The sequence below is a fragment of the Streptomyces sp. LUP47B genome (assembly GCF_001746295.1).
Taxonomy (GTDB): Bacteria; Actinomycetota; Actinomycetes; order Streptomycetales; family Streptomycetaceae; genus Streptomyces.
On sequence record NZ_MJAH01000016.1, the window covers coordinates 105,188 to 125,802 of the forward strand.

Sequence of the window (20,615 nt, forward strand, 5' to 3'; positions counted from 1 at the left end):
CTACCTGCCGGTTTCCGTTCCTCCGCGTCCGATCCAACGGTCGGCGAGGGTCCGCCCGCACTGGGCGAGCAGCCGCGCGGACAGGGCGCTGTCCTGCGCGCAGTCCTGGTCGGTCAGGTCCGTCAGGGCCTGGACGGAATGGAAGTGGGCGGCGGTCCGGTCCGCGGGCAGGGTGCAGCGGCCGGCCACCGCGTGCACCGCCACTCCCAGTCGACGGGCCCGCCGGGCGAGCGCGACCGGCAGCTTGCCCGACAGCGACTGTTCGTCGAGGCTGCCTTCGCCGGTCACGACGAAGTCGCTCCCGGCCAGCAGGTCGTCGGCTCCGAGTAGGTTGAGGAAGTAATCGGCCCCTGAGCACACCCGTCCGCCCAGCAGCATCCCGGCGTATCCCAGCCCGCCGGCCGCACCGGCACCGCGGATTTCGGCAAGACCTGCCGCCTCAGTGACGGCGGCCGCCTCCAGTCGCCGTACGAAACCGGCGAGCGCGCGGTCCAGTTCCCGCACTTCGCTTGCGGTCGCCCCCTTCTGAGGACTGTAGACGGCGGCCGTGCCCGTCGTCCCGAGCAACGGGTTGTCCACATCGGTGGCGAGGACGACGTCGACTCCCGCCAAAGCCGCGCGTGCCTGGGCGAGGTCGACGGTACGGAGATCGGCGAGTCCTGAGCCGCCCGGGCCGATGGGTGTGCCGTTCTCCCGGGCCAGCACCGCACTGAGGGACTGCAGCATGCCCGCGCCGCCGTCGGTGGTGGCGACCCCGCCCAGGGCGAGGACGATCGTGTCCGCTCCGCCTGTCAGCGCGTACTGGAGGGCCTCACCGATGCCCCGGCTCGTGGCCGTGAGCGGTACCTTGCGCCCGCCCGGCAGGACGCCGAGTCCGCAGATGGCCGCCGCCTCGATGAGGACGGTACCGCCGTGCACCGCGACCTCGGCCGTGACTGGCCGGCCTACCGGCCCGGTTACCGTGATCTTCTCGGGGCTGAACCGGCCCGCGCAGGCGGCGGCCACGCTCCCCTCGCCCCCGTCCGCCAGCGCGAGTCGGTCGACCCGGGCGTGGGGGGCGGCTTCCAGTAGCCCGCGTTCAAGTGCGCGGGCGGCCTCGTCGGCGCTCAGGGAGCCCTTGAACTTGTCCGGGGCTATCAGCACGGACACCATCAGGACGGCACCTCGGCGGTCTGCGGGACGGGGGACGGGGCGACCGGCCGGACGTCTTCGGCCTCGGTGGTCAGCGGCGGCTCGCCCGCCTTGCCGGCCAGCACCGCTCGAGCCCGCTCCACGTCCAGACCGTTCTCCCACTTGGCGACGAACAGAGTGGCGACGGCGTTGCCGAAGAAGTTGACCAAGGCCCGGCACTCTGACATGAACTTGTCGATGCCGAAGATGAGCATGATGCCCGCCGCCGGAACGGAGCCGACCGTCGACAGTGTCGCGGTAAGCGCGATGAACCCGCCGCCCGCGACGCCCGCGGCACCCTTGGACGTCAACAACATGACGGCCAGGAGCACGAGTTGCTGGCCGACGGAGAGGGAGGTGTCGGTGGCCTGGGCTATGTAGAGGGTGGCCAGCGAGAGGTAGATCGCCGCGCCGTCGAGGTTGAAGCTGTAGCCGGTCGGCACCACCAGGCCGACCGTGGACCGCTCCGCACCCATGAACTGGAGCTTGCGCATCAGTCCGGGAAGGGCGGGCTCGGCGGTCGAGGTGCCGAGGATCAGCCAGAACTCCTCCTTGAAGTAGCGGAAGAGCTGGAAGATGTTCAGCCGCACGTACAGGGCGAGCACAGCACCGAGCACGACGACGACGAAAACGGCGGAGGTGACGTAGAAGAGGAGGATCAGCGAGCCGAGGCTGGTCAGGGTGGACAGGCCGAACTTCCCGATGGCGTACGACATCGCGCCGAAGGCGCCGAGCGGGGCAGCCTTCATGACGAACGACAGGACCTTGAAGACGACCTCGGTCAGGCGTCCCACGGCCGCGATGATCGGCTCGCCCGTCTTCCCCACCATCTTCACCGCAATGCCGAAGACGACGGCCAGGAAGATGACCTGAAGGATGTTCCCCTCGACGAACGGGCCGAAGAAGCTGTTCGGCACGATGTTGGTGAGGAACTCCCACCAGTGCTGGTGCTCCCCCTGCGAGACGTACTGGCTCGCGTCGCCAGACGTCTTCAGTGTCGACGGGTCGGCGTGCACGCCGTCGCCGAGCCGGAAGATGTTGATCGCCACCAGACCCGTCAGGAGAGCGGCGATCGTGCCGACCTGAAAGTAGGTCAGCGCCTTGATCCCGGTGCGTCCGACCTTCTTTAGGTCCGCGACGCCGACGATGCCACCGATGATCGTCAAAAAGACGATCGGGCCGATCAGCATCTTCATCGCGGTGATGAACGTCGTGCCGATCGGCTCCATGTCGGTGGCCAGATCCGGCCACCGCCAGCCCAGCACGACGCCGATCACGATCGCCACCAGCACCTGGACGTACAACTGCCGATACCACGGCTTCACCGTGATGCGCGCGGCTTGCTCGGCTCGTCCGTTGTCCGGGGTATGCGTCATTGCAGCCTCCCTGATCGCGCGACACCGAGCCCGATCGGTACGCGCCGACTTTCGCCACAGTGAACCGGGCCACAGATGAGGGGTCCACGACCAAAAATCGATGCCCCGTATAGGCCAGGCCTATCAGTACCGGCACAGGCCGCAGGCTCCACTGCGCGAGTGAAGGCCACCCGCGCATGACTGAGTGGATGTGCTCTGGTCGGGTCGCCTCCCTGGGTCGTGCGTCGCACCGGCGAGAGGGCCGGGCGACTGGCAGTCGACACCTTGACGGCGTCGACCTCCGCCCAGCCCGCCCCACGACGGCTCGACCATGCCGAGTAGTCTCTTCTCGCGCCGGCTCAGGGCGCGCGGGCGTCGCCGACGGTCAGGTCGCCAGAGAGCGGGAGGCTACACGAGACGAGCCGCTCCTTCGGTCCATACCCGGCCCCACTGCCAGCCAGGTACGACGCTGTCGCCAGGTGCAGTCCGTGCCACGGGGGATCTCGGAGACGGTGAGAGCCGGCTCCTCGGGTGTGAACACCTCACGGATCCGTACCGCCCGCGACATAACTGACTCAGCCGTTGTCGGCGGCGGCTGAATCGTGGTTCTGGATCACTTTTAGTGCCGGAGCCACGGAGGGTCACCACAACCGCGATCATGAACGGCCTCACGCTGCGAGGAGGACCCGCTTGCGGAGCAGGTCGAAGTTGGCCCAGCCGAACATCTGCCGTTTCAGCATCTTAAAAGTTACGTGGAATCTGCCAGGGTGATCATGTCTCCTCCACGGACTTGGGAGATGGCTTGAGCGGCACGACGGTGCTCAAGGAGAAGTGGGCGGTGCTCGGCCGGCACGAGCAGGCGGCAGGCTGGCTGACGGTCTGGACGGATCTGGGACGGGCACCGCGCACGATCGATGCCTACGGCCGGGGACTGGCCCGCAAGTCGGCGGGGCCGTGGGCGAGGAGGACCAGGCCCCTGGAGGAGGCGTGCAGGGGCACACGGCCCGCGATGCGGGCGTAGTTGATCACGGCCTCAGCACATCTTCGCCGTCCAGCACCCCGAGCTGCACATGGTGGCCGACGACGTCGTGGACGCCCTCCATGAACGGCATGGCCGCGTTGCGCAGCGACAGGGTGGGCGAGGCCCGGGTGTCCAGTTCCCACAGGCGCATGCCGATCCGCACCCGTCGGTCGTCGTCCCGGGTCAGGAACCCGTACGAGACCAGCTCGGCCACCAGCCGCGACACGGTCGCCACGTGCAGCCCGGTACGCCGGGAGATCGCCGAGACGGTCAGAGCCGACTCCTCCGGCGTGAACGCCTCGAAGATCCGCACGGCCCTCGCCAGAACCGACTCGCCGTTCTGTGTCCTCACCTCGCCATCATCGGATCCCTTCCCGCCACGTCAAGCCCACGGTTCGCCTTGGTGGCGGGCTCTGGGACCAGCGTCTCTGGAACTCTTGAGGATCCTGGGTTATCGCGTGGTCCCGAGGGGTGGAAGCGGTAACGAGCGCGGACGAGTCCGGGCCGATCCTTGGGCAGAGCCCGTATGCGGGCGTCACTGGCGGTGACGCGATGCCGACGTGCGATCCCTGGCCACCGGCCGTACCGGTCCGGCCTCGAGGGCCCCGCGGCAGAGGTCGGCGAACGCCTGTGCTCGTCTGGTGAGGTTGGCGCAGGCCCGGCCAGGCGAGCAGCACGGGCATGTCCGGCACCTGCTCCCGGATCTCGCATTCGGCCAGCGGTACGCCCTCGTGGCTGATGCCGGAGGCGGGCCGCTGGATCAGAAGAGTGACCGGAGCGCCGTGGCGCCTCGATGTAACAAGGACGTGTCGAGGGTGTTGACACCGGGCATTGAGACGGCCCACTCTTGCGCAAACGATAGCACTGACCCTCTGGGGAGGGAGGCCCCTCCCATGACACCACTCCCACATCGTGCGCGAGCGCAATGACCTCCGACCCACGTCGTCATTCGACTTGGTCGACGTAAAACCATAAGCACCGTGGAGCAGGCCGAACCCGAGCCGAATTCACGGTCCCCCGGTCCGCCTCCACCCCTCCGCTGCCCGGATGGCACACCCACGCCATCCTTCGGGCGCGGTCCTGCCGACCGCTCGTCGGCCGGTGACGGGCCCATGGCGCCGCTCTCGGTTCCCTGTCGCCTCGGTCCTCACGGAGCCGTGCGAGGGGGCGTACATCGACACCCATCAGAAAGGACTGGCACATGGCGCCGACAATGCCGGACGAACGGGTGGTGGAGGCGGTCGCCGACGCGTTCGCCCGAATCGCAGCAGAGGGCGATGTCGAGGCCTTGCGCGCGTTGTACACGGACGACGCGCGGGTCTGGCACAACACCGATGACACGGTGAAGACGGTCGAGGAGAGCCTGGTGTTCTTCGAAGGGCTGCTCAGCGTCACCAGCAAGCGCTGGTACGAGGACGTCCGGCTCACGCGGACCGCGACCGGTTACGTCGACCAGCACTACATGTGCGCGATGTTGAAGACGGGTGAAGAAGTGCGGGTCTCGATCTGTGCTGTCGTCACGCTGGAGGGCGAACGCGTGAAGCGGGTTGACGAATACATCGAGTCCGGGGCGTGCGGGCCGGTCACAGCGGCGCTGATGCGCGGGCGCTGATCGGCTCTGCAGCCCCCATAGGACTGAGTGATTCGCCGAGTGGGAAACGGGGGCAGAGTGACGTGAGCCATAAGATGCTAACGATAGCATGTCAGAGTCGCTCGCGTTCCTTTTCCTGCAAGGTTCCTCACCTGCGAACTGCTCGCCGTTTCCTGCAACTGCCGCGGGCGCCGACTCGGTGCCTGCCGACTGACACCGAACGACGAAGGAGCAAGAGATGGGACTGCTGGACGGGAAGGTCGCCTTCATCATCGGGGCGCCAGCGCGGCCGGGGGCAGAGCCACGCGGTGGCGCTGGTCCGGGAAGGCGCGGACATCATCGCCGTGGACATCTGCCGCAATCCGAGGCGGTCCTCTATCCGATGGCGACACCGGAAGACCTGGCCGTGACCGTCAAGGAGGTGGAGGCGATCGGCCGCCGGATCGTCGCCTCCCAGGTCGACGTCCGCGACCTGGCCGCGCTGACCGACGCCGTGGAGGAGGGCGTCGCCCGACCCGGCCGCCTCGACATCGTGTGGCCAACGCCGGCATCTCGACCCTCGTCCCGACGCTGGAGATGGACGAGCTTGGGACGAGATGATCGAGATCGCCCTGACCGGCCAGTGGAAGACGGCCCGGGCCGCGGTCCCGCACATCATCCGCGGCGGCCGGGGCGGGTCGGTGGTGTTCACCAGCTCGCTGGCCGCGATGTGCGCCAACCCGAACCTGGCGCACTACGCGGCGGCCAAGGCCGGGGTCGTCATGCTGATGAAGGTGCTGGCCAAGGAAGTGGCCGCGCACAACATCCGGGTGAACGCCATCCTCCCGTCCACCGTGGCGACGGACATGGTCCTCAACGAACCAACCTACCGGTTGTTCCGCCCGGATGCGGAACACCCGGGGTGGGCGGACTTCGAGGTGGCCACCCGCATGCTCAACAAGCTCCCTACCCCCCTGTTCGAAGCGGAGGACATCTCGAACAAACCGTCCTCCATCTGGTCACCGACACCGGCCGGTACGTCACGGGAACGACGCACGCCGTGGACGCCGGCTGCCAGTTCGGCTTCGACCTGGCCATCACCAGCGGCACCGGAGCATCCGGCGACTGAAGGGGCTCCGCCCAGTCGTGGGGGTTCACGAACCCCAAGTTCGCCGCAGCAGAAAGGACAGAGCATCAGATGACCAGGTTCAGACGTATCTCGCCGGTGACGATGGCCCGGGACAGTGTGAACGGACGCGAGGGCCACGCCCCGCACAGGGGAGGGCGCCGCCGCACGCTTGCCGCGATACTCGCGTGCGGAGCTCTGACGCTGGCGGCCTGTGGCAGTTCCACAGCAGACGGGGCCGGCGACGCGGACGAGTCGGTGTCAGCGGGGGTGCGCAGCGCGAAGGCGACGGTGGAACGGTTCTCGGCCGACCAGTCGGCGATCACGCTCCCCGCGCTCCCCGCCAAGCCGCCGTCAGGACTGTCCCTGTCCGTGATCGGGTGTCCCGCCCCGGCATGCCAGGTGACCGTGAAGGCGGTGAGCGAAGCCGCGCGGGCCCTGGACTGGAAGGTGAGGACGACCACCTCGCAGTTCACGCCGGAGAGTTACATCTCGTCGTTCAACCAAGCGTTGACCGACAACCCGAAGCTGCTGACGTACATCGGTGTGCTGCCGAACTCCACGGTGCAGGCCCAGTTGAAGGCCGCGAAGGAGCGGGGCATAAAGGTGGTCGGCATCTCGCCGGTCGACGCGCCCGGTCCGCTGATGCCCGGCGCCTACGCGGGGGCGAGCGAGTATGTGGCCGCGGGCAGGCTGCTGGCCAATGTCGTGCTCGCCGACGCCGGAAAGCCGGTCGGGACGCTCTTCGTGCAGGACCCGATCGCGGACGGGATCTTCGGTCCCGAGGTGGCCATGTACAAGAAGACGCTGACGCGGCTGTGCCCGCGCTGCACGACCACGGATCTGAAGATCTCCACCGAGAACGTCGGCCGCACCGTGCCCAGCCAGATCGTGAGCCAGCTCCAGCGGGACAGCACGATCCGCTACGTCGTGGTACCCACGGACGACTTCCTGCCCGGTGTCTACGCTGCGCTGCAGAGCGCCGGGCTCGTGGACAAGGTGAAACTGGTCGGCCAGACCCCCAACAGGCAGAGCCTGGCCGCTCTGCGGGGCGGCCAGCAGTTCGCCTCGGTCTCAGTGGAGAACAGCACCACCGGCTGGCGGGCAGTCGACGGGCTGGCCCGCCTGTACATGGGCGTAGCGCTCGGCGAGTGCTGCACCGCTCCGGCGGGCTGGACGCAGATCTTCACGAAGGACAACGCTCCGGCCGACGACGAACTGTCGCCGCACGGGACTCCGAGGGTCCCCGGCGATCCGGATGCCTTCCTCAAGGCCTGGCTCGTGCAGTGAGCCGGGACGGCCGTCACCCCTGCGCTCGCCGACCCGCCGACCCCGGCCGACCTCAGTGAGGAGTCCAGTGATGCTGGAAAAAGGAGGAGCGGACGTGGAGTCCCTACCCAAGACGGAGTCGTCGGGAGCACCCCCTGCGACCGATGGCGTATCCGGTGCCGGTTCGTCCGCCGTGCTCGTGGTGCACAACCTCTCCAAGGCCTTCAACGAGAGGCCCGCGCTCTCCTCGGCCAGTCTCGAAGTCCGGGCGGGTGAAGTGCACGGTCTGCTCGGGCAGAACGGCTGCGGAAAATCGACGCTGATCAAGATCCTGGCCGGCTACCACGCGCCCGACCCCGGTGCCGAGGCCACTGTCCGTGGGGATCCGCTGAGCCTGGGGGACGCGGGCGCCGCGCACGCGGCCGGACTGCGCTTCATCCATCAGGATCTCGGGCTGGTCGGCGAACTGAGCGCGGTCGACAATCTCGCGCTCGGCGAGTCCTACACGACGCACTGGTGGCTGTCGGACCGCCGCGAACGCCGGGCAGCCCACGCCCTGCTGGCCGAGTACGCGGTGGACATGGACGTCGACGCGCCCGTTCGGAGCCTGAGTCCCACGCATCAGACGTTCGTCGCGATCGTGCGCGCCCTGCGCGGCGGACTCAGCCGCGGCAACGTACTCGTCCTGGACGAGCCGACCGCCGCACTTCCGGACTCCGAGGTACGGCACCTGTTCGGGCTGCTACGCGGGCTGCGGGCCCGTGGAGTGGCCATCGTGCTGGTCACCCACCGCCTCTCGGAGATCCTCGACCTCGCCGACCGGGTGACCGTGCTGCGGGACGGACACACGGTCACCACCCGCGAGGTGGACGGGCTCACTCACGACGCGCTCGCGGAACTGATCATCGGCCGCAGTGTCGAGGCGTTCTATCCGTCGGCGGGCGCACGCCGGACCGAACCGGTGCTGCGGGTCGAACGCGTATGCGGCGCGGGCGTGACCGAGGCGTCCCTGACGTTGCACCGGGGAGAACTGGTCGGAATCGCCGGTGTGGTCGGCTCCGGCTACGAGGACCTTCTGGGTCTCATCTTCGGTGCTCGCCGACGTCACGCCGGCGCCGTTCGCCTCGGTGACCTTACGGTCGGCGCGAACCCGACCGCATCGGTACGGGCCGGGATCGCCTACGCGCCCGCCGACCGCAAACGGCTCGGCGCCCTGACGAGCTGGACCCTGCGCGAGAACATCACCCTGCCGTCACTGCGGACCCGGTTCGCCGGCTGGCTCAGCGCACGGGCCGAACGGGCCGAGACCGCCACGTGGCTGAACCGCGTCCAGGTGAACGCCGAGCCCGAGAGAGAGTTCTGGACCCTCAGCGGTGGAAACCAGCAGCGGGTCGTGCTGGCCCGCTGGCTGCGCCACGACGCGCAGGTGATGCTGCTCGACGAGCCCACCAACGGCGTCGACATCGGTGCCCGCCACACGATCTACGAATCCCTCGCGGCGGCCACGAAGAACGGCACGGCGATTCTCGCCGCGTCCTCGGACGCCGAGGAACTCGCGGCGATCTGCGACCGCGTTCTGGTCATGCGCGACGGCGAAGTCGCCGCGGAACTCGACGGCGACCGGCTGACCGTCGACGCCATCCTCGCTGAGAGCCTCAGGTCCGGCGGGACCGACAACGACGAGTGGGGGAACTGACGACATGAGCGAAACGACCGTAGCGGCGCCGTCCACCGAGACCCCGCCCAACCATCCCTCACCGACTCCGGCCCGTCGCAGAGGCAAAGGCCTCGTCGGGTATCAGGTGTCACGCTACGGCGGCCTGTACCTGTGGGCCGCGCTGATCGTGGTGTTCGCGCTGTGGCTCCCGGACACGTTCCTCACTGTGGCCACCGCTCGCGCGATCGCCGGTGATCAGGCGATCACCGTGATCCTGGCCCTCGGACTGCTCTTCTCCCTCGCGTCGGGTGCCTACGACCTGTCGATCGCCCAGAACCTCGGGCTCAGCGCGGCGTTCTCGGCCTGGCTGATGGCCGACGCGCAGGTGAACCCGTGGATCGCGCTCCTGATGACGCTGGGGCTCGGCGCCGTCATCGGCATCGTCAACGGCATCCTGGTGGCTGTCGTCGGCCTCAACAGCTTCATCGCGACCCTGGGCACCGGTTCGGTCCTGGTCGCCTTCACCGGGATGGTCACCGACTACAACTTCGTGGGCCCTGTGCCCTCGGACTTCCAGACGATCGCGACCTCCGCGCCGGGGGGCTTGCCCATTGTGACCGTGTACGCAATCGCCGCGGCCCTGATCGCCTGGTACGCACTGGAGCACTCACCGGCCGGGCGGCGCCTGCAGGCGACCGGCGCCAACCCCGACGCGACCCGGCTGGCTGGTGTTCGCACCGGGCGCTACATGTTCGGCGCCTTGGTCGTCGCCGGGATCGCAGGCAGCCTCGCCGGTGTGCTGGCTGCCGCCAAGATCAGCAGCGTCTCACCGTCGGTGGGGCTGCCCTATCTGCTGCCCGTGTTCGCCGCGTGCTTCCTTGGCACCACCCAATTCAAGCCCGGCCGTTTCAACGTGTGGGGCACCGTCCTCGCGCTTTACCTGCTGCAGACCGGAGTGAAGGGCCTCCAACTCGCCGGTGGCCAGCTATGGGTGACCGACTTGTTCAACGGCGTTGCCCTGGTAGGTGCAGTGTCGATAGCGGTACTGAGCGAGAAGCGACGGGCGCGGGACACCCACTAGCCTCGATCTTTCGTGATTGGCCGTCAGCTCTTGTTGGCGGCCGATTTGCGTTCGGCGGTGTTTTTCGGGTGTGGCGGCGGCCCGACTGTCGCATCGGGTGGGCGCCGGGTTCCACGGCTCCGGTGGGGCGGTGCTACTCGTAGGGAGGGGAAAGTGCTGGTCAGCCGGGGTTCGGAAGGGCTGCGAGCCGCCGGATGGCCTCCGTGATCACATCGGTCCAGGGCCAGTGGCGGGCGAACCTGAGGTGTCGGCGGCGGGCGGTGGTGAGCAGCTGGGCGACGGCGGAGAGCAGGCGGAGTCGCAGGCGGCGGGGTTCCCAGAGCCGGGCGGTGCCGGTCAGGGCGAGCATCGGCATCCAGGCCAGCAGGTCCAGGGCGATCTGGACGGTCTCCAGCCGGATCTGGTTTGCGCGCTGTCGTGCAGGGGCAGGTTGCGCAGGCCGGTGGCACGGGCGGCGCGGATGCGGTCCTGGGCGCGGGCACGCCGGCGGTGCCGCAGCTCCAGCCGGGTGATCTTCTGGCCGGTGGTGTTGGTGGCGAAGCAGGTCAGCCGCATTCCGTCGGCGTCGGTGAAGCGCAACTGGGCGCCCGGGTGCGGGCATTCCTTGCGGACGATCAGCCGCATCCCCTTGCGCCAGCCCTTCAGATAGTCGCTGCTGACATCGAGTTCGGCCACCCTCGCACCGTCGCGGACCTCGGCGTCCGGCTCGACGGCCGGTGTCCACGCGGATGCGGGGACCTTCAGGACGGCCTGGTGGGTGGCGTCGGTGATGGTCATGCCGACCGAGTACGACAGCCACCGGCCGCGGGCGGAGAGCCAGGCCACGAACTCATGGGTGCCACCGCCGGAGTCGGTACGGATGAGTGTCCGTCGGCCACGTCGATGGTGTTTGGGCAGCTGGGCCAGCGCGAGTCGAGCCGTGGCGATGTGGTCGGCGGCGGTGTTGCTGCCCGCGCTGCCGGGTAGCAGCAGGCCCGCGACCGGCTCGCCGCTGCCGCCCCGGCAGTGGTCGACGAAGCCCATCAGCGGAGTGAGGTAGGACACCGGCGAGGTTCCCGCGGTGCGGGACCTTTTCCGGTGCCCTCCTCCCGAACCGCCCGTGCGGGTTTTCCCCGCAGGCGGCTCTCCAGCGATCTATCCGTGTTCCGCAGCCGGTGTCTGGATGCTGGAGTGACAAGTCCGGCAGACCACAAGGGCCTTGCGTCGTTTCTTGAGTATCACAGCGACCCACGAGGGGTGAGGCTGCCTGAAGGCGGCGAGGTCGGCGAGCTTGCGGATGTGGTGGACGGCAATGCCATCCGTACTTCTGCAAAGCTCGCAGCGACCGGCCAGGAGCCGGGTGACCAGCTCTTTGGGGCCGGGTGATGCCGCGTGTCGAGGACACGTCCGTGACTACGGCGTTCTCCTTCCGCCTCAGCGGAATACCTCCGAACCGTGCGACCAGCGGCTTCCTGCCCGGACGCTCTATGGCAGCCTGCAGTGAGGGGCCACGAACTTTCCGGACAGGCATCTGCCCGTCTATTTCACGCGGCGATTCGCACCTTCTCGTAGCAGGAGCTGGCCAAGGGGCCGGTAGCGCACGGCTGGCCGGACCAGACCTGGACCCTGTCACGGATCAAGACCCTCATCGGGCGCCGGTTCCACAAGAGCTACAACGTGCAGGGTGTTGCCGCGCTGCTCAAGAGGCAGGGCTGCCAGCTGCCGGGCGGTGGAGCGTGACGAGGCGGCGGTGGCTGGCTGGGTGAAGGAGACCTGGCCGAGCGTGGAAGGACGGTGGCGGCGCTCGATGCCTGGCTCGTCTTCGAGGACGAGGCCGGCTTCTCGATGACGCCGACCGCCCGTACCTGGCCCCACCGCGGCCGCACTCCCGTCGCGCGCGTGCGGGGCCGCTCCCGCCGCCGCTTATCCGTCGCAGCCCTGGCCTGCTACAAAGCAGGCGAACACTCGCGGCTGATCTACCGGCCCTGCCAGGACGCCCGGCCCGACGGACGCAAGAGCTTCTCCTGGAAAGACTACCACGACCTGATCCAGACCGCGCACCAGCAGCTCGGCGGCCCGATCGTGCTGGTGTGGGACAACCTGAACACCCACCTGACGGCAGGGATGCGCAGCTACATCGCCGAACGCGACTGGCTCACCGTCTACCAACTCCCGCCCTACGCACCGGACCTCAACCCGGTCGAGGGCATCTGGTCGGTACTGCGGCGCACCACCACGGCCAACCGGGCATTCGCCGACCCAGAAGACCTGATCACCGCCGTCCGGCGGGGGTTACGCCAGCTCCAGGACCGCCACGACGTCCTCGACGGCTGCCTCACCGGCACCGGACTCGTGCACACCCCTCCATGACGACATCACGCTTTCAAGGTCAGTAACCGCTCCTTGGCCGCGGCGACCGCGTCGAATACCTGGTGCGGTCGGCGACGTCCACGCGCAGCGGCAGCACGGCGTCACCGAACCGGTCCACCAGGTCGCCGAGCGCGGCGGTGTCGCGAGCAGTGGCGGCGACTCTGTCTCCGCGCTTCAGCGTCGCGAGCGCGAACTCGCGCCCGAGCCCCTTCGACGTGCCGATGATGAACCAGACCTTGGTCATGATTTTTCCTTCAGGAAGTGAAGGAGACGGCACTACTCCGCCGGGGCGGGGTATCGCGGTTCGACCCAGTGGTGCTGCGGACTGTGGCGTCCGGCGGTGCCCTGCACCGGCGTCGCTCAGCGTTGAGGCGTCGGGTAGCCCTCGTTCGCGCCGAAGTACTGCTCGACAGTGATCGGTTGGATCGAGGGGTAGCGGTCGTTCATCAGGGGAGGCAGCGGGGCGTCGCCCCGGAGGCTGCCGCGGAGGTACATGAGCGGGAGGTAGGCGAAGAAGTTCTGAGGTTCGCTCTCCACCATGTCGGCGATGCGGCGGTCGAGGTCGTCCAGCGAGCCCAGGCGCTCCTTGCGCAGCTTCTGACCGGTCCCCTTTTCGTAGGCCTCGACGAAACCGTGGAAGTCGAGGCTGTCGCCGGCGACCGGGAGGACCCGGCCGATCGGCTGGTCGTCGAGGGCCGCCTCCACGGTGTACAGAGCGGTGTCCGCCCAGGTGGTGTACTGCACGGGGGCGTCGCCATCGCCCCAGACGTACGCGGTCTGCGCCTCGGTGTCGACCATGCGGAGCCAGTCGAACAGCGTGCCCCGGTCGAGGAAGCTGCCGTTGAGAACGCTGACCACCTCGACATCGCCGCTCTCGTCGTCGGCGATCTCGGCGAACTGGCGACGCCAGTCGGTGGAGAGGATCTGTCCGGCCGGGAGCTTGAACAGGTCGAGGGTGAAGTCGGAGGGGATGAAGCGCCGTACCCCCGCCTCACGTGCGGCGTGCAGCAGTGCCCGCTGGCCCTCGACGATGACCTCGGGTCCGCCCTGCACGGTCGAGATGACGGTGGAGGCACCGGCGCAGAGCGCGGCCAGCGGCCCAACGCTGTCAGCTCCGGTCGCCCCCTCCACAATCTGGGCGCCCCTGCGTTCCAGGTCGGCAACCTTGGCGCGGCTCTCGGCCCGGACGAGCAGCCTCAGTTGCGTGTCTGGCCGTGCGAGGATCCCCTCGGCGATGAGACCGCCCAGGTGCCCGGTGCCGCCGACCAGCGCGATGACCTTCTTGTCCATGATTTCCTCCGGGAATCGATTCTGTTGCGCGTCGGGTGGTTGGGGGAGCGTTCCCGACGCCGGCGTGCCTCTCCGGCTTGTCGGCCTCGGTGCTAGCGCGCTCTAGTCGGTGAGAGCGGTGAGGTGTTCGCGCAGGATTCCGCCTGCTACGCGACGGGGAAGTTCTGGTTGAACACATTCTCCGGATCGACCTTGCGCTTGATCTCACGCAGGCGCTGCAGCGTCGGCGGCGGGAAGGCGTCGGTCAGCCGCTGTGGTGAGAACGCCGTCTCGAAGCTGAGGTAGAGACCGTCCAGTGACGGGCGGACGAACTCCCACGCGGCGTCGAACGACGCCGAAGGACCGGGTGCCACCGCGGTGACCGAGAAGTTCTGGTGCCGGTGTGCGAATGCGGTGGCCTCGGTGGGGACGTCGTTGACCGCGCCGCCGACCGATCGGATCTGCACCATCGTGCCGTACTGCGATCCGAGCAGTGTCTCGAGTCGTTTACTGAGCGGGCCGTCCAGGTGGACGGCGAATCCGTTGTGGAGGTAGGCGCCCTGCTGACCGTAGTGCGGTGCTCCGGTTCGGGTCACGACTGAGGCGTAGGGCGTCAGCACAGCCCGTCGGCCGAGGACGCGGCCGATCTTGAGGAAGGGAGCGAACGCCTGCTCGGCGGCCACGGTGTCCTCGCCGGCGAAGACGACGCTCGCCATGACGACCTCCCCGCCCCCCATGTACAGGAACGCGCCGATCTCGCGGGGCGCGGCCTCAACGGTCTCTCCCCAGGAACGCAGGAACGGTGCCAGCCGGGGGACGCCGTAGTGGAAGGTGGCATGGGCGACCATCGGCACCGGCGCGGCGCGGAAGTCCATCGAGGTGACGATGCCCATGTTCGCACCGGCACCGCGCACGGCCCAGAACAGGTCGGGCTCCTCTTCCGCGTCGAGGGTCCGTATCGACCCGTCCGCTGTCACGATCCGGGCCGCGACGATGTGGTCGATCGTCAAGCCGTGCGCCCGGCCCATGAGGCCGACGCCCGCGGTCGTCGCCAGCCCGCCGACGCCTACGTCCCCGGAGTCGCCCGAGCTGATCGCCAGACCCCAGGGATGCAGGGCCCGGGCCACATCGCCCCAGCGTGCGCCCGGTCCGATGCGGACCAGGCCGTCACCGGCGTCGATCCGCTCGATCGAGCTGAGTTCGCCCAGATCGATGACGGTGCCGCCGTCGTTGGTGGACACGCTACTGAGGCCGTGCCCGCCGCTGCGGATCGAGAGCGGGCCGCCGGCCTCCCGGGCCCAGAGCAGTGCCTCGGCCACTTCGTCGGCCGAGCGCGGTCTGATCACCGCCGCGGGTGAGCCAGTCGCGGTGTAGACGTGCCGGACGCCGGGATATCGCCGGTCGTCGGGCCGGATGATGTCAAGCATGACGCCTACTCACTAGTGTCCTGTGCCGGTAGTCCGTCGTTAGGTCTTGCACAAGTTCTTCTGCCGGGGTGCCGGTGCCGCGTCGTGGTCCGAAGCTGGAGCCGTTGCTGTTGGCGGATGACGAGCGTGCTGCGCTGGACGCGGCGGGCGAACTCCGCCCAGGCTCTGGCGTTACGGGCGCCCATCGTGTTGGCCTGTGCGGGCCCTGATATCCCACCGATCGTCCAGATGGCCCGGGAGTTGCGGATCGCTGCGGACACGGTGCGCAAGTGGCGGCGGCGTTTCTTGGCCGAGCGATTGGACGGCCTGGTCGACGAGCCGACCGCCCACCATCGGGGTGGACCAGGTGGAGGCGGTCGTGGTCGCCACGCTGGAGGAGATCTTGAAGAACGCCACCCACTGGTCGCGGAAGTCGATGGCGCAACACAGCGGCCTGTCGAAGTCCACCGTCGGCCGGATCTGGCGGAAGTTCCAGCTCAAGCCGCATCTGACGGACACGTTCAAGCTTTCCACGGACCCGTCGTTCGTGGAGAAGGTCTACGACGTCGGCGGGCTGTACTGCAACCCGCCCGAGGGTGCGATGGTCCTCTCGGTGGACGAGAAGTCCCACATCCAGGCCCTGGACCGCTCCCAGCCGGTGCTGCCGATGACGCCGGGCATGCCCGAGCGGCGCACCCACAACTACGTCCGCAACGGCCTGACCACGCTGTGCGCCGCGTTCGACGTCGCCACCGGGGAGGTCATCAGCTCCCTGCACCGCCGGCATCGGGCGGCGGAGTTCAAGAAGTTCCTGATCAAGGCCGACAAGGAGGTGCCGACGCATCTGCAGATCCACCTGCTCTGTTACAACTACGGCACCCACAAGACGCCCGTGATCAGGACGTGGCTGTCCAAGCACCCCCGCTTTCATATACACTTCACCCCGACCGACTCCTCATGGATCAACCAGGTCGAGCGATGGTTCGGCTTTCTGGCCGACCAGAAAGATCTGCCGCGGCGCACACAAGAACGTCCAGACCCTCGAAGCCGACATCCGCGCCTGGCCAAGGACTGGAACACAGACCCCAAGCCGTTCATCTGGACCAAGACCGCCGAGGAGATCTTCCAATCCCTCGCCCGGTACTGCCAACGGATCTCCGGCGCAGGACACTAGACCTGCGGCGCGGTGCGGCTCGGGCCCGCGTCGCGAGTGACGAAGTACTGGAGGGCCGAGTCGGCGAGGGGACTGTTGCCCGCGACCAGTTCGGCGATGTGCGTACCGACTTCGGCGGCCGGAATCCAAGCCTCGTTGTCGATGCCGGCGAGCTGGCGCGGCCGGGTGCGGATGACACCGAGGATGAGCTCGTACACCCGCAGTTCGTCGCCACGCATTTCCTCGGCGAGGGTGCGTGTCAGCGACTTGGTGGCCGCTGCGGCGACGGCGCCGACACCGTGCGGGGGATACGGGATCTCCGCGCTGAAGCCGTTGATGTGGACGAACACTCCGCCCCGCGCGAGAGCCGGGATCAGTGCCCGATAGGCGCGGAAGATGGACGTCTGGTTCTGGGCGATCACCGCGTCCCAGTCGGCCTCGGTGAGGTCGAGGATCCGCGTTCCGCCCCCGCGGCTCCAGTCCGCGGCGGCGATCGCGATCCCGTCCAGGCGGCCGTGCTCCTCCACGATGGCGGAGACCGCTTCGGCCAGGTCGTCCCCGGTCATGTCGAGTGTGCGGGTCCTAAGGTTCGGGTGCGCCGCGCGGGCGACCAGGTCCTCGAGCCTCGCCTCGCTGCGGCTCGTGACGATGACCTCGGCGCCCAGCTGGAGCGCCGTGCGCGTGATTCCCTCGCCGACGCCGCCGGCGCCGCCGATGACGAGCACGGTCTTGCCGGTCAGGTCGGTGTCCTGCTGCGCCCAGCTCGGGAGCTTAAGTGCGGTGGTCATGACTCTTCCTTCGAGGGTTTGTGCTGTGTGTGCTGAAAGTGATCGAGAAGCATCTGGAGGATGGCTTCGATCTGATCGAGACGGTCGGGCTCGATGCCGTCGAGGAACCAGCGCTTGACCGACTGCCAGTGCGGACCGAGTGAGCGCCGATAGGTCGCGAGTCCGTCCTCAGTCAGGGAGACCAGTGCTGCGCGGCCGTCCTCGTCGGTGCCGCGACATCGCTTGACCAGACCGCGCTGCTCCATGCGGCGCAGTTGGTGTGACATACGGCCCGTTTCCCAGTCGAGCGCCCGGGCCAGTTCTGTGGACCGCATCAGGGCGTCCTGTGCGCTCGCGAGCCGGGCGAGCACGGTGAAGTCCGCCTCCGAGAGTTGGGAGGTCTCCCACAGGTCGCGTCCGATCTCGCGCCGGAACGATTCGTTCAGCACGAGGAAGTTCTGCCATACCCGCCTCTGCTGGGCGGTCGTTCTTCCTGACATGTCAGCAACTTTAACGGATTGCTGACGCGTCAGCAAGATGAGTGCTCGAATGGCCGGAACCGTTCCTGCCGTACTCGGCACCAACGCGGCGGCAACGTCAGATCTGATCAAACCAACGAGGACGGTGGTGTCCGGCGCCCCTGCGCGAGCCGCTGGCCATCGGGTCAACGGCGCCCAGGTGGTTGGTGCGGCGGCCGAGGGTTTGAGTCAGGCGAGTTCCGCTGCGTCACTCGTTACACCGAAGAACTTAGAGCTCGCGCAGATAGGTGGCATGGGGAGCCCCGGCATCGAGGCAGGCCAGGTCCCGGTGATCATGGAGTTGCGACGCTCTGTGACCACTGGGAGACCTGTGCCCGTTCTTCCTTCATGGCTGACCGACCCGCTGTGGGACCAATTCGCGGCGTTGTTGCGCAAGCATCCTACGATCGATCCGACCCGTCCGTTGGGTTGCCACCGCCGCCGTATCAGCGACCGGATCGTGTTCGACAAGTTGCTGCAGCTCCTGCGGTTCGGCTGCTCCTACCAGGCGATCTCCGACACGGCCTGCTCGGCGACCACCGTCCGCAACCGCCGCGATGAGTGGATAGGACTCGGCGTCTTCGCCCGGATCAAACGGATCGCGCTTGAGTCCTGCGACCGGATTGTCGGGCTCGTGCTCGACCAGGTCGCTGTCGATGGCGCCATCACCAAGGCCCCCGGCGGCGGTGAGGTGGCCGGGCGCTCACCCGTCGACCGCGGCAAACAGGGCCTGAAACGCTCCGGTATGACGGATGGTTACGGGATCCCGCTCGGCGGGGTCCTCGCCGGAGCGAACCGCCACGACTCCCCTCTATTGGCTCCGACCCTGGACCGGCTGGCGGACTCGGGACCGCTGCCCGACGACATCACCGTGCACCTGGATGCCGGCTACGACTCGGACAAGACCCGCACCGAACTCACCACCCGCGGCCTGCATGACCGCATCGCGCACAAGGGCGAGAAGGCACCGATCCAGGCGAGCCAGCGGTGGCACGTCGAACGCACCCACGCCTTCTTCGACCTCGCCGACACCGTCATCGCCGTCCGTAGCCTGATCCGCCGGGCCTGGACGACCCACCGGTGGGACGACCGCCCGAACCGCTGCCCATGAGCGCGCACCTGTCTTCGCAGCCTCCTTGCGCTGCTGCCAAGCACGCTTCGCCCGAGGAGGACCGCCGCTGTGGGAATACGCTTTTTGGGGCGTGCGAGTCAGTGCCGTCGCCTGGGATCTCAGCGCCGCTCACCAGGGCACGGGCGTTCCGTCCCAGGAGAAGAAGCCACCGGTGGGGCCGTCGTCTGGCAGCAGGGCCAGGCGGGCGGCTCCCTGGGCGGCCTCGGCCGGGTCGTCGCCGGCAGCGGCGGCCAGGGGGTTGAGGTTGGTGGCCCGCATGCCGGGGGCGAGCGCGTTGACCTTGAAGCCGTCCTCGGCCAGCGTCTGGGCGTAGAGGACGGTGAGGGCGTTGAGGGCGGCCTTGGACGACCGGTAGGCGGCGGCGCCACCGCTTCCCGGGGTGAACTGGGGGTTGGGGTTTGTGCTCCAGGTCAGCGATGCGGTGCCGCTGGAGATGTTGACGATGCGCGGATGCGGGGACCGGCGCAGGGCGGGCAGGAAGGCATTGGTCACCGCCACCACCCCGAAGACGTTGGTCTCGTATGTGCGCCGGAACTCCTCGACGCTCGTGTCGGCCGGCGGGGCGAGTGACGGTGAGATCCCGGCGTTGTTGACGAGCACGTCCAGACGGTCCACCTGGGTCGCGGCCCGTTGGATGCCGTCAAGATCTGTCACGTCGAGGACCAGCAGGCGGGCGCCTGTGCTGATCTCCTCGACGGCTCGCTGTCCGAGCCCGCGGTCGCGAGAGCCCACGTACACGGTGAGGCCCTCGGCGGCGAGGAGCCGGGCGATGTGCTTGCCGATGCCTTTGTTGGCACCGGTGACCAGAGCTGTGCGATCGTTCATGGCAACTACCGTTCCCTGGCTGTGGGCGCCCTGCCAGGGACAACCTGTACCAGGCAGTGGGAGGAAGCGGCATGGCACGGCAGGAGCTGGCCCGCTTTCTGCGGGACCGCCGGGCGGGCCTGCGTCCACACGAGATCGGCCTGACGGCGACGGGCACCGATCGCCGGACACCGGGCCTGCGCCGCGAAGAGGTGGCGGAACTCGCCCACATGTCGGTCGACTACTACACGCGGCTGGAGCAGGCCCGGGGCCCGCGGCCGTCCACTCGGATCCTGGACGCGTTGTCCCAGGCACTACGGCTCACGCCGGCCGAGCGCAGCCACCTGTTCCGCCTGGCGGGATCGAGCGCGCCGCCCGGCATCAGCGCCGTGCGGTGGGTACGCCCGCATGTGGCCCGGATGCTGGAGCGGTTGCCGGAGACCGGTGCCATCGTCACTGACGCGGCGTACGGCGTCGTCGCCTGGAACCGCCTGGCCCAGGCACTGCTCGGCGGCGATCTCGGAGGCGGGAGGACGAACCTGGCCCGGCGCCGCTTCCTTGGCCAGGGGCGGATGTACGAGAGCTCCAGCGCTGAGGAGTTCGGGCACATCGTGGTGGCGCGGCTGCGACGGGCCGCCGACCGCTACCCGCATGACCCGCAGCTGACCGCTCTGCTGGCCGAACTGCACACCGGCAGCGAGGAGTTCCGACAGATATGGCAAACGCGTCCGGTCCACGCCCCCGGGCACCGCACCAAGATCCTCGATCACCCGGAGACCGGCACGCTGCGGTTGAACTGTGACGTCCTGCTCGTGCCCGAGGATGACCAGGAAGTCGTCCTGATCACGGCCGACCCCGGATCACCTGCCGCGCGGACCCTGCACAGGCTGGCCAGGCAGGCGACCTAAAACATAGGACTGGCACAGATCTCGCCAGTGGGATGGTCCCCGCGTGGGTCAGCCAGGCCC

The 20,615-nt window shown here is 68.5% G+C and carries 19 protein-coding genes and 3 pseudogenes; 11 read left to right on the plus strand and 11 right to left on the minus strand.

The window, feature by feature from the left end; all coding sequences use genetic code 11:
* Positions 1-1,152, minus strand: a complete 1,152-nt coding sequence (locus BFN33_RS38285; protein WP_069764812.1) for a glycerate kinase — start codon at positions 1,150-1,152, stop codon at positions 1-3.
* Positions 1,152-2,546, minus strand: a complete 1,395-nt coding sequence (dctA, locus tag BFN33_RS38290; protein WP_069764813.1) for a C4-dicarboxylate transporter DctA — start codon at positions 2,544-2,546, stop codon at positions 1,152-1,154. The genes BFN33_RS38285 and dctA overlap by 1 nt, the downstream gene beginning before the upstream one ends.
* A 781-nt stretch (positions 2,547-3,327) precedes the next feature.
* Here dctA and BFN33_RS54780 point away from each other — a divergent pair.
* A complete protein-coding gene (locus BFN33_RS54780) occupies positions 3,328-3,546 on the plus strand; it encodes a hypothetical protein (RefSeq protein WP_079141231.1) in 219 nt (72 codons plus the stop codon).
* A 4-nt stretch (positions 3,547-3,550) separates the two neighbouring features.
* Here the strand turns inward: BFN33_RS54780 and BFN33_RS38295 are convergent, their stop codons facing one another.
* Entirely contained in the window at positions 3,551-3,898 is a 348-nt protein-coding gene (locus BFN33_RS38295) for a helix-turn-helix domain-containing protein (RefSeq protein WP_256122979.1), read from the minus strand.
* 849 nt (positions 3,899-4,747) lie between these two features.
* Between BFN33_RS38295 and BFN33_RS38300 the strand changes: the two genes are divergently transcribed.
* The 5 genes from BFN33_RS38300 (at position 4,748) to BFN33_RS38325 (ending at position 10,249) form a co-directional block, all read left to right on the plus strand.
* Positions 4,748-5,158, plus strand: a complete 411-nt coding sequence (locus tag BFN33_RS38300) for a nuclear transport factor 2 family protein (RefSeq protein ID WP_079141232.1) — start codon at positions 4,748-4,750, stop codon at positions 5,156-5,158.
* 575 nt (positions 5,159-5,733) lie between these two features.
* On the plus strand, positions 5,734-6,318 hold the full coding sequence (locus BFN33_RS53715; RefSeq protein ID WP_218109058.1) for an SDR family NAD(P)-dependent oxidoreductase: 585 nt from the start codon (positions 5,734-5,736) through the stop codon (positions 6,316-6,318).
* Positions 6,315-7,532, plus strand: a complete 1,218-nt coding sequence (locus BFN33_RS38315; protein WP_079141233.1) for a substrate-binding domain-containing protein — start codon at positions 6,315-6,317, stop codon at positions 7,530-7,532. The genes BFN33_RS53715 and BFN33_RS38315 overlap by 4 nt, the downstream gene beginning before the upstream one ends.
* 94 nt (positions 7,533-7,626) lie before the next feature.
* Positions 7,627-9,207 carry a sugar ABC transporter ATP-binding protein gene (locus BFN33_RS38320; RefSeq protein ID WP_176742561.1) on the plus strand — a complete coding sequence of 527 codons (1,581 nt, stop codon included), beginning with the start codon at positions 7,627-7,629 and terminating at the stop codon, positions 9,205-9,207.
* A gap of 4 nt (positions 9,208-9,211) precedes the next feature.
* Entirely contained in the window at positions 9,212-10,249 is a 1,038-nt protein-coding gene (locus BFN33_RS38325; protein ID WP_069764817.1) for an ABC transporter permease, read from the plus strand.
* 160 nt (positions 10,250-10,409) lie between these two features.
* Here the strand turns inward: BFN33_RS38325 and BFN33_RS38330 are convergent.
* A pseudogene (locus BFN33_RS38330) lies at positions 10,410-11,278 on the minus strand (transposase); the annotation flags it as partial.
* 105 nt (positions 11,279-11,383) lie between these two features.
* On the minus strand, positions 11,384-11,596 hold the full coding sequence (locus BFN33_RS55655; protein ID WP_079141235.1) for a hypothetical protein: 213 nt from the start codon (positions 11,594-11,596) through the stop codon (positions 11,384-11,386).
* Positions 11,597-11,800: 204 nt separating this feature from the next.
* On the opposite strand from BFN33_RS55655, the pseudogene BFN33_RS50600 reads away from it, so the two are divergent.
* Positions 11,801-12,077, plus strand: a pseudogene (locus BFN33_RS50600) (winged helix-turn-helix domain-containing protein); the annotation flags it as partial.
* Entirely contained in the window at positions 12,074-12,598 is a 525-nt protein-coding gene (locus tag BFN33_RS38335) for a transposase (protein WP_069764891.1), read from the plus strand. The pseudogene BFN33_RS50600 and the gene BFN33_RS38335, both read left to right, overlap by 4 nt.
* A gap of 19 nt (positions 12,599-12,617) precedes the next feature.
* Here BFN33_RS38335 and BFN33_RS38340 read toward each other — a convergent pair whose 3' ends face one another.
* The 3 genes from BFN33_RS38340 to BFN33_RS38350 all read right to left on the minus strand — a co-directional run bounded on the left by BFN33_RS38340 (position 12,618) and on the right by BFN33_RS38350 (position 15,294).
* A complete protein-coding gene (locus BFN33_RS38340; RefSeq protein WP_069764818.1) occupies positions 12,618-12,842 on the minus strand; it encodes an SDR family NAD(P)-dependent oxidoreductase in 225 nt (74 codons plus the stop codon).
* Positions 12,843-12,958: 116 nt separating this feature from the next.
* Positions 12,959-13,888, minus strand: coding sequence for an NmrA family NAD(P)-binding protein (locus BFN33_RS38345; protein ID WP_069764819.1), 930 nt, complete (start codon positions 13,886-13,888; stop codon positions 12,959-12,961).
* A gap of 146 nt (positions 13,889-14,034) precedes the next feature.
* Positions 14,035-15,294, minus strand: coding sequence for an FAD-binding oxidoreductase (locus BFN33_RS38350; protein ID WP_069764820.1), 1,260 nt, complete (start codon positions 15,292-15,294; stop codon positions 14,035-14,037).
* A 68-nt stretch (positions 15,295-15,362) separates the two neighbouring features.
* Between BFN33_RS38350 and BFN33_RS38355 the strand changes: the two are divergent.
* A pseudogene (locus BFN33_RS38355) lies at positions 15,363-16,447 on the plus strand (IS630 family transposase).
* Here the strand turns inward: BFN33_RS38355 and BFN33_RS38360 are convergent.
* Both BFN33_RS38360 and BFN33_RS38365 read right to left on the minus strand, forming a co-directional pair.
* Positions 16,444-17,214, minus strand: coding sequence for an SDR family oxidoreductase (locus BFN33_RS38360; RefSeq protein ID WP_069764821.1), 771 nt, complete (start codon positions 17,212-17,214; stop codon positions 16,444-16,446). The pseudogene BFN33_RS38355 and the gene BFN33_RS38360 sit on opposite strands and share 4 nt — an antisense overlap.
* Positions 17,211-17,693: a MarR family winged helix-turn-helix transcriptional regulator gene (locus tag BFN33_RS38365; RefSeq protein ID WP_069764822.1), complete on the minus strand. Its 483-nt coding sequence runs from the start codon at positions 17,691-17,693 to the stop codon at positions 17,211-17,213. Before BFN33_RS38365 ends, BFN33_RS38360 begins: the two co-directional genes overlap by 4 nt.
* A 349-nt stretch (positions 17,694-18,042) precedes the next feature.
* Here BFN33_RS38365 and BFN33_RS38370 point away from each other — a divergent pair, with 349 nt between their 5' ends.
* The gene (locus BFN33_RS38370) at positions 18,043-18,822 is read left to right on the plus strand and encodes an IS5 family transposase (protein ID WP_069764823.1); all 780 of its coding nucleotides are present in this window, start codon (positions 18,043-18,045) and stop codon (positions 18,820-18,822) included.
* Between the two features lie 129 nt (positions 18,823-18,951).
* On the opposite strand, the gene BFN33_RS38375 is transcribed toward BFN33_RS38370, so the two are convergent.
* The gene (locus BFN33_RS38375) at positions 18,952-19,668 is read right to left on the minus strand and encodes an SDR family oxidoreductase (RefSeq protein WP_069764824.1); all 717 of its coding nucleotides are present in this window, start codon (positions 19,666-19,668) and stop codon (positions 18,952-18,954) included.
* A gap of 71 nt (positions 19,669-19,739) precedes the next feature.
* Here BFN33_RS38375 and BFN33_RS38380 point away from each other — a divergent pair, with 71 nt between their 5' ends.
* Positions 19,740-20,555: a helix-turn-helix transcriptional regulator gene (locus tag BFN33_RS38380; protein WP_069764825.1), complete on the plus strand. Its 816-nt coding sequence runs from the start codon at positions 19,740-19,742 to the stop codon at positions 20,553-20,555.
* Positions 20,556-20,615: the final 60 nt, after the last annotated feature.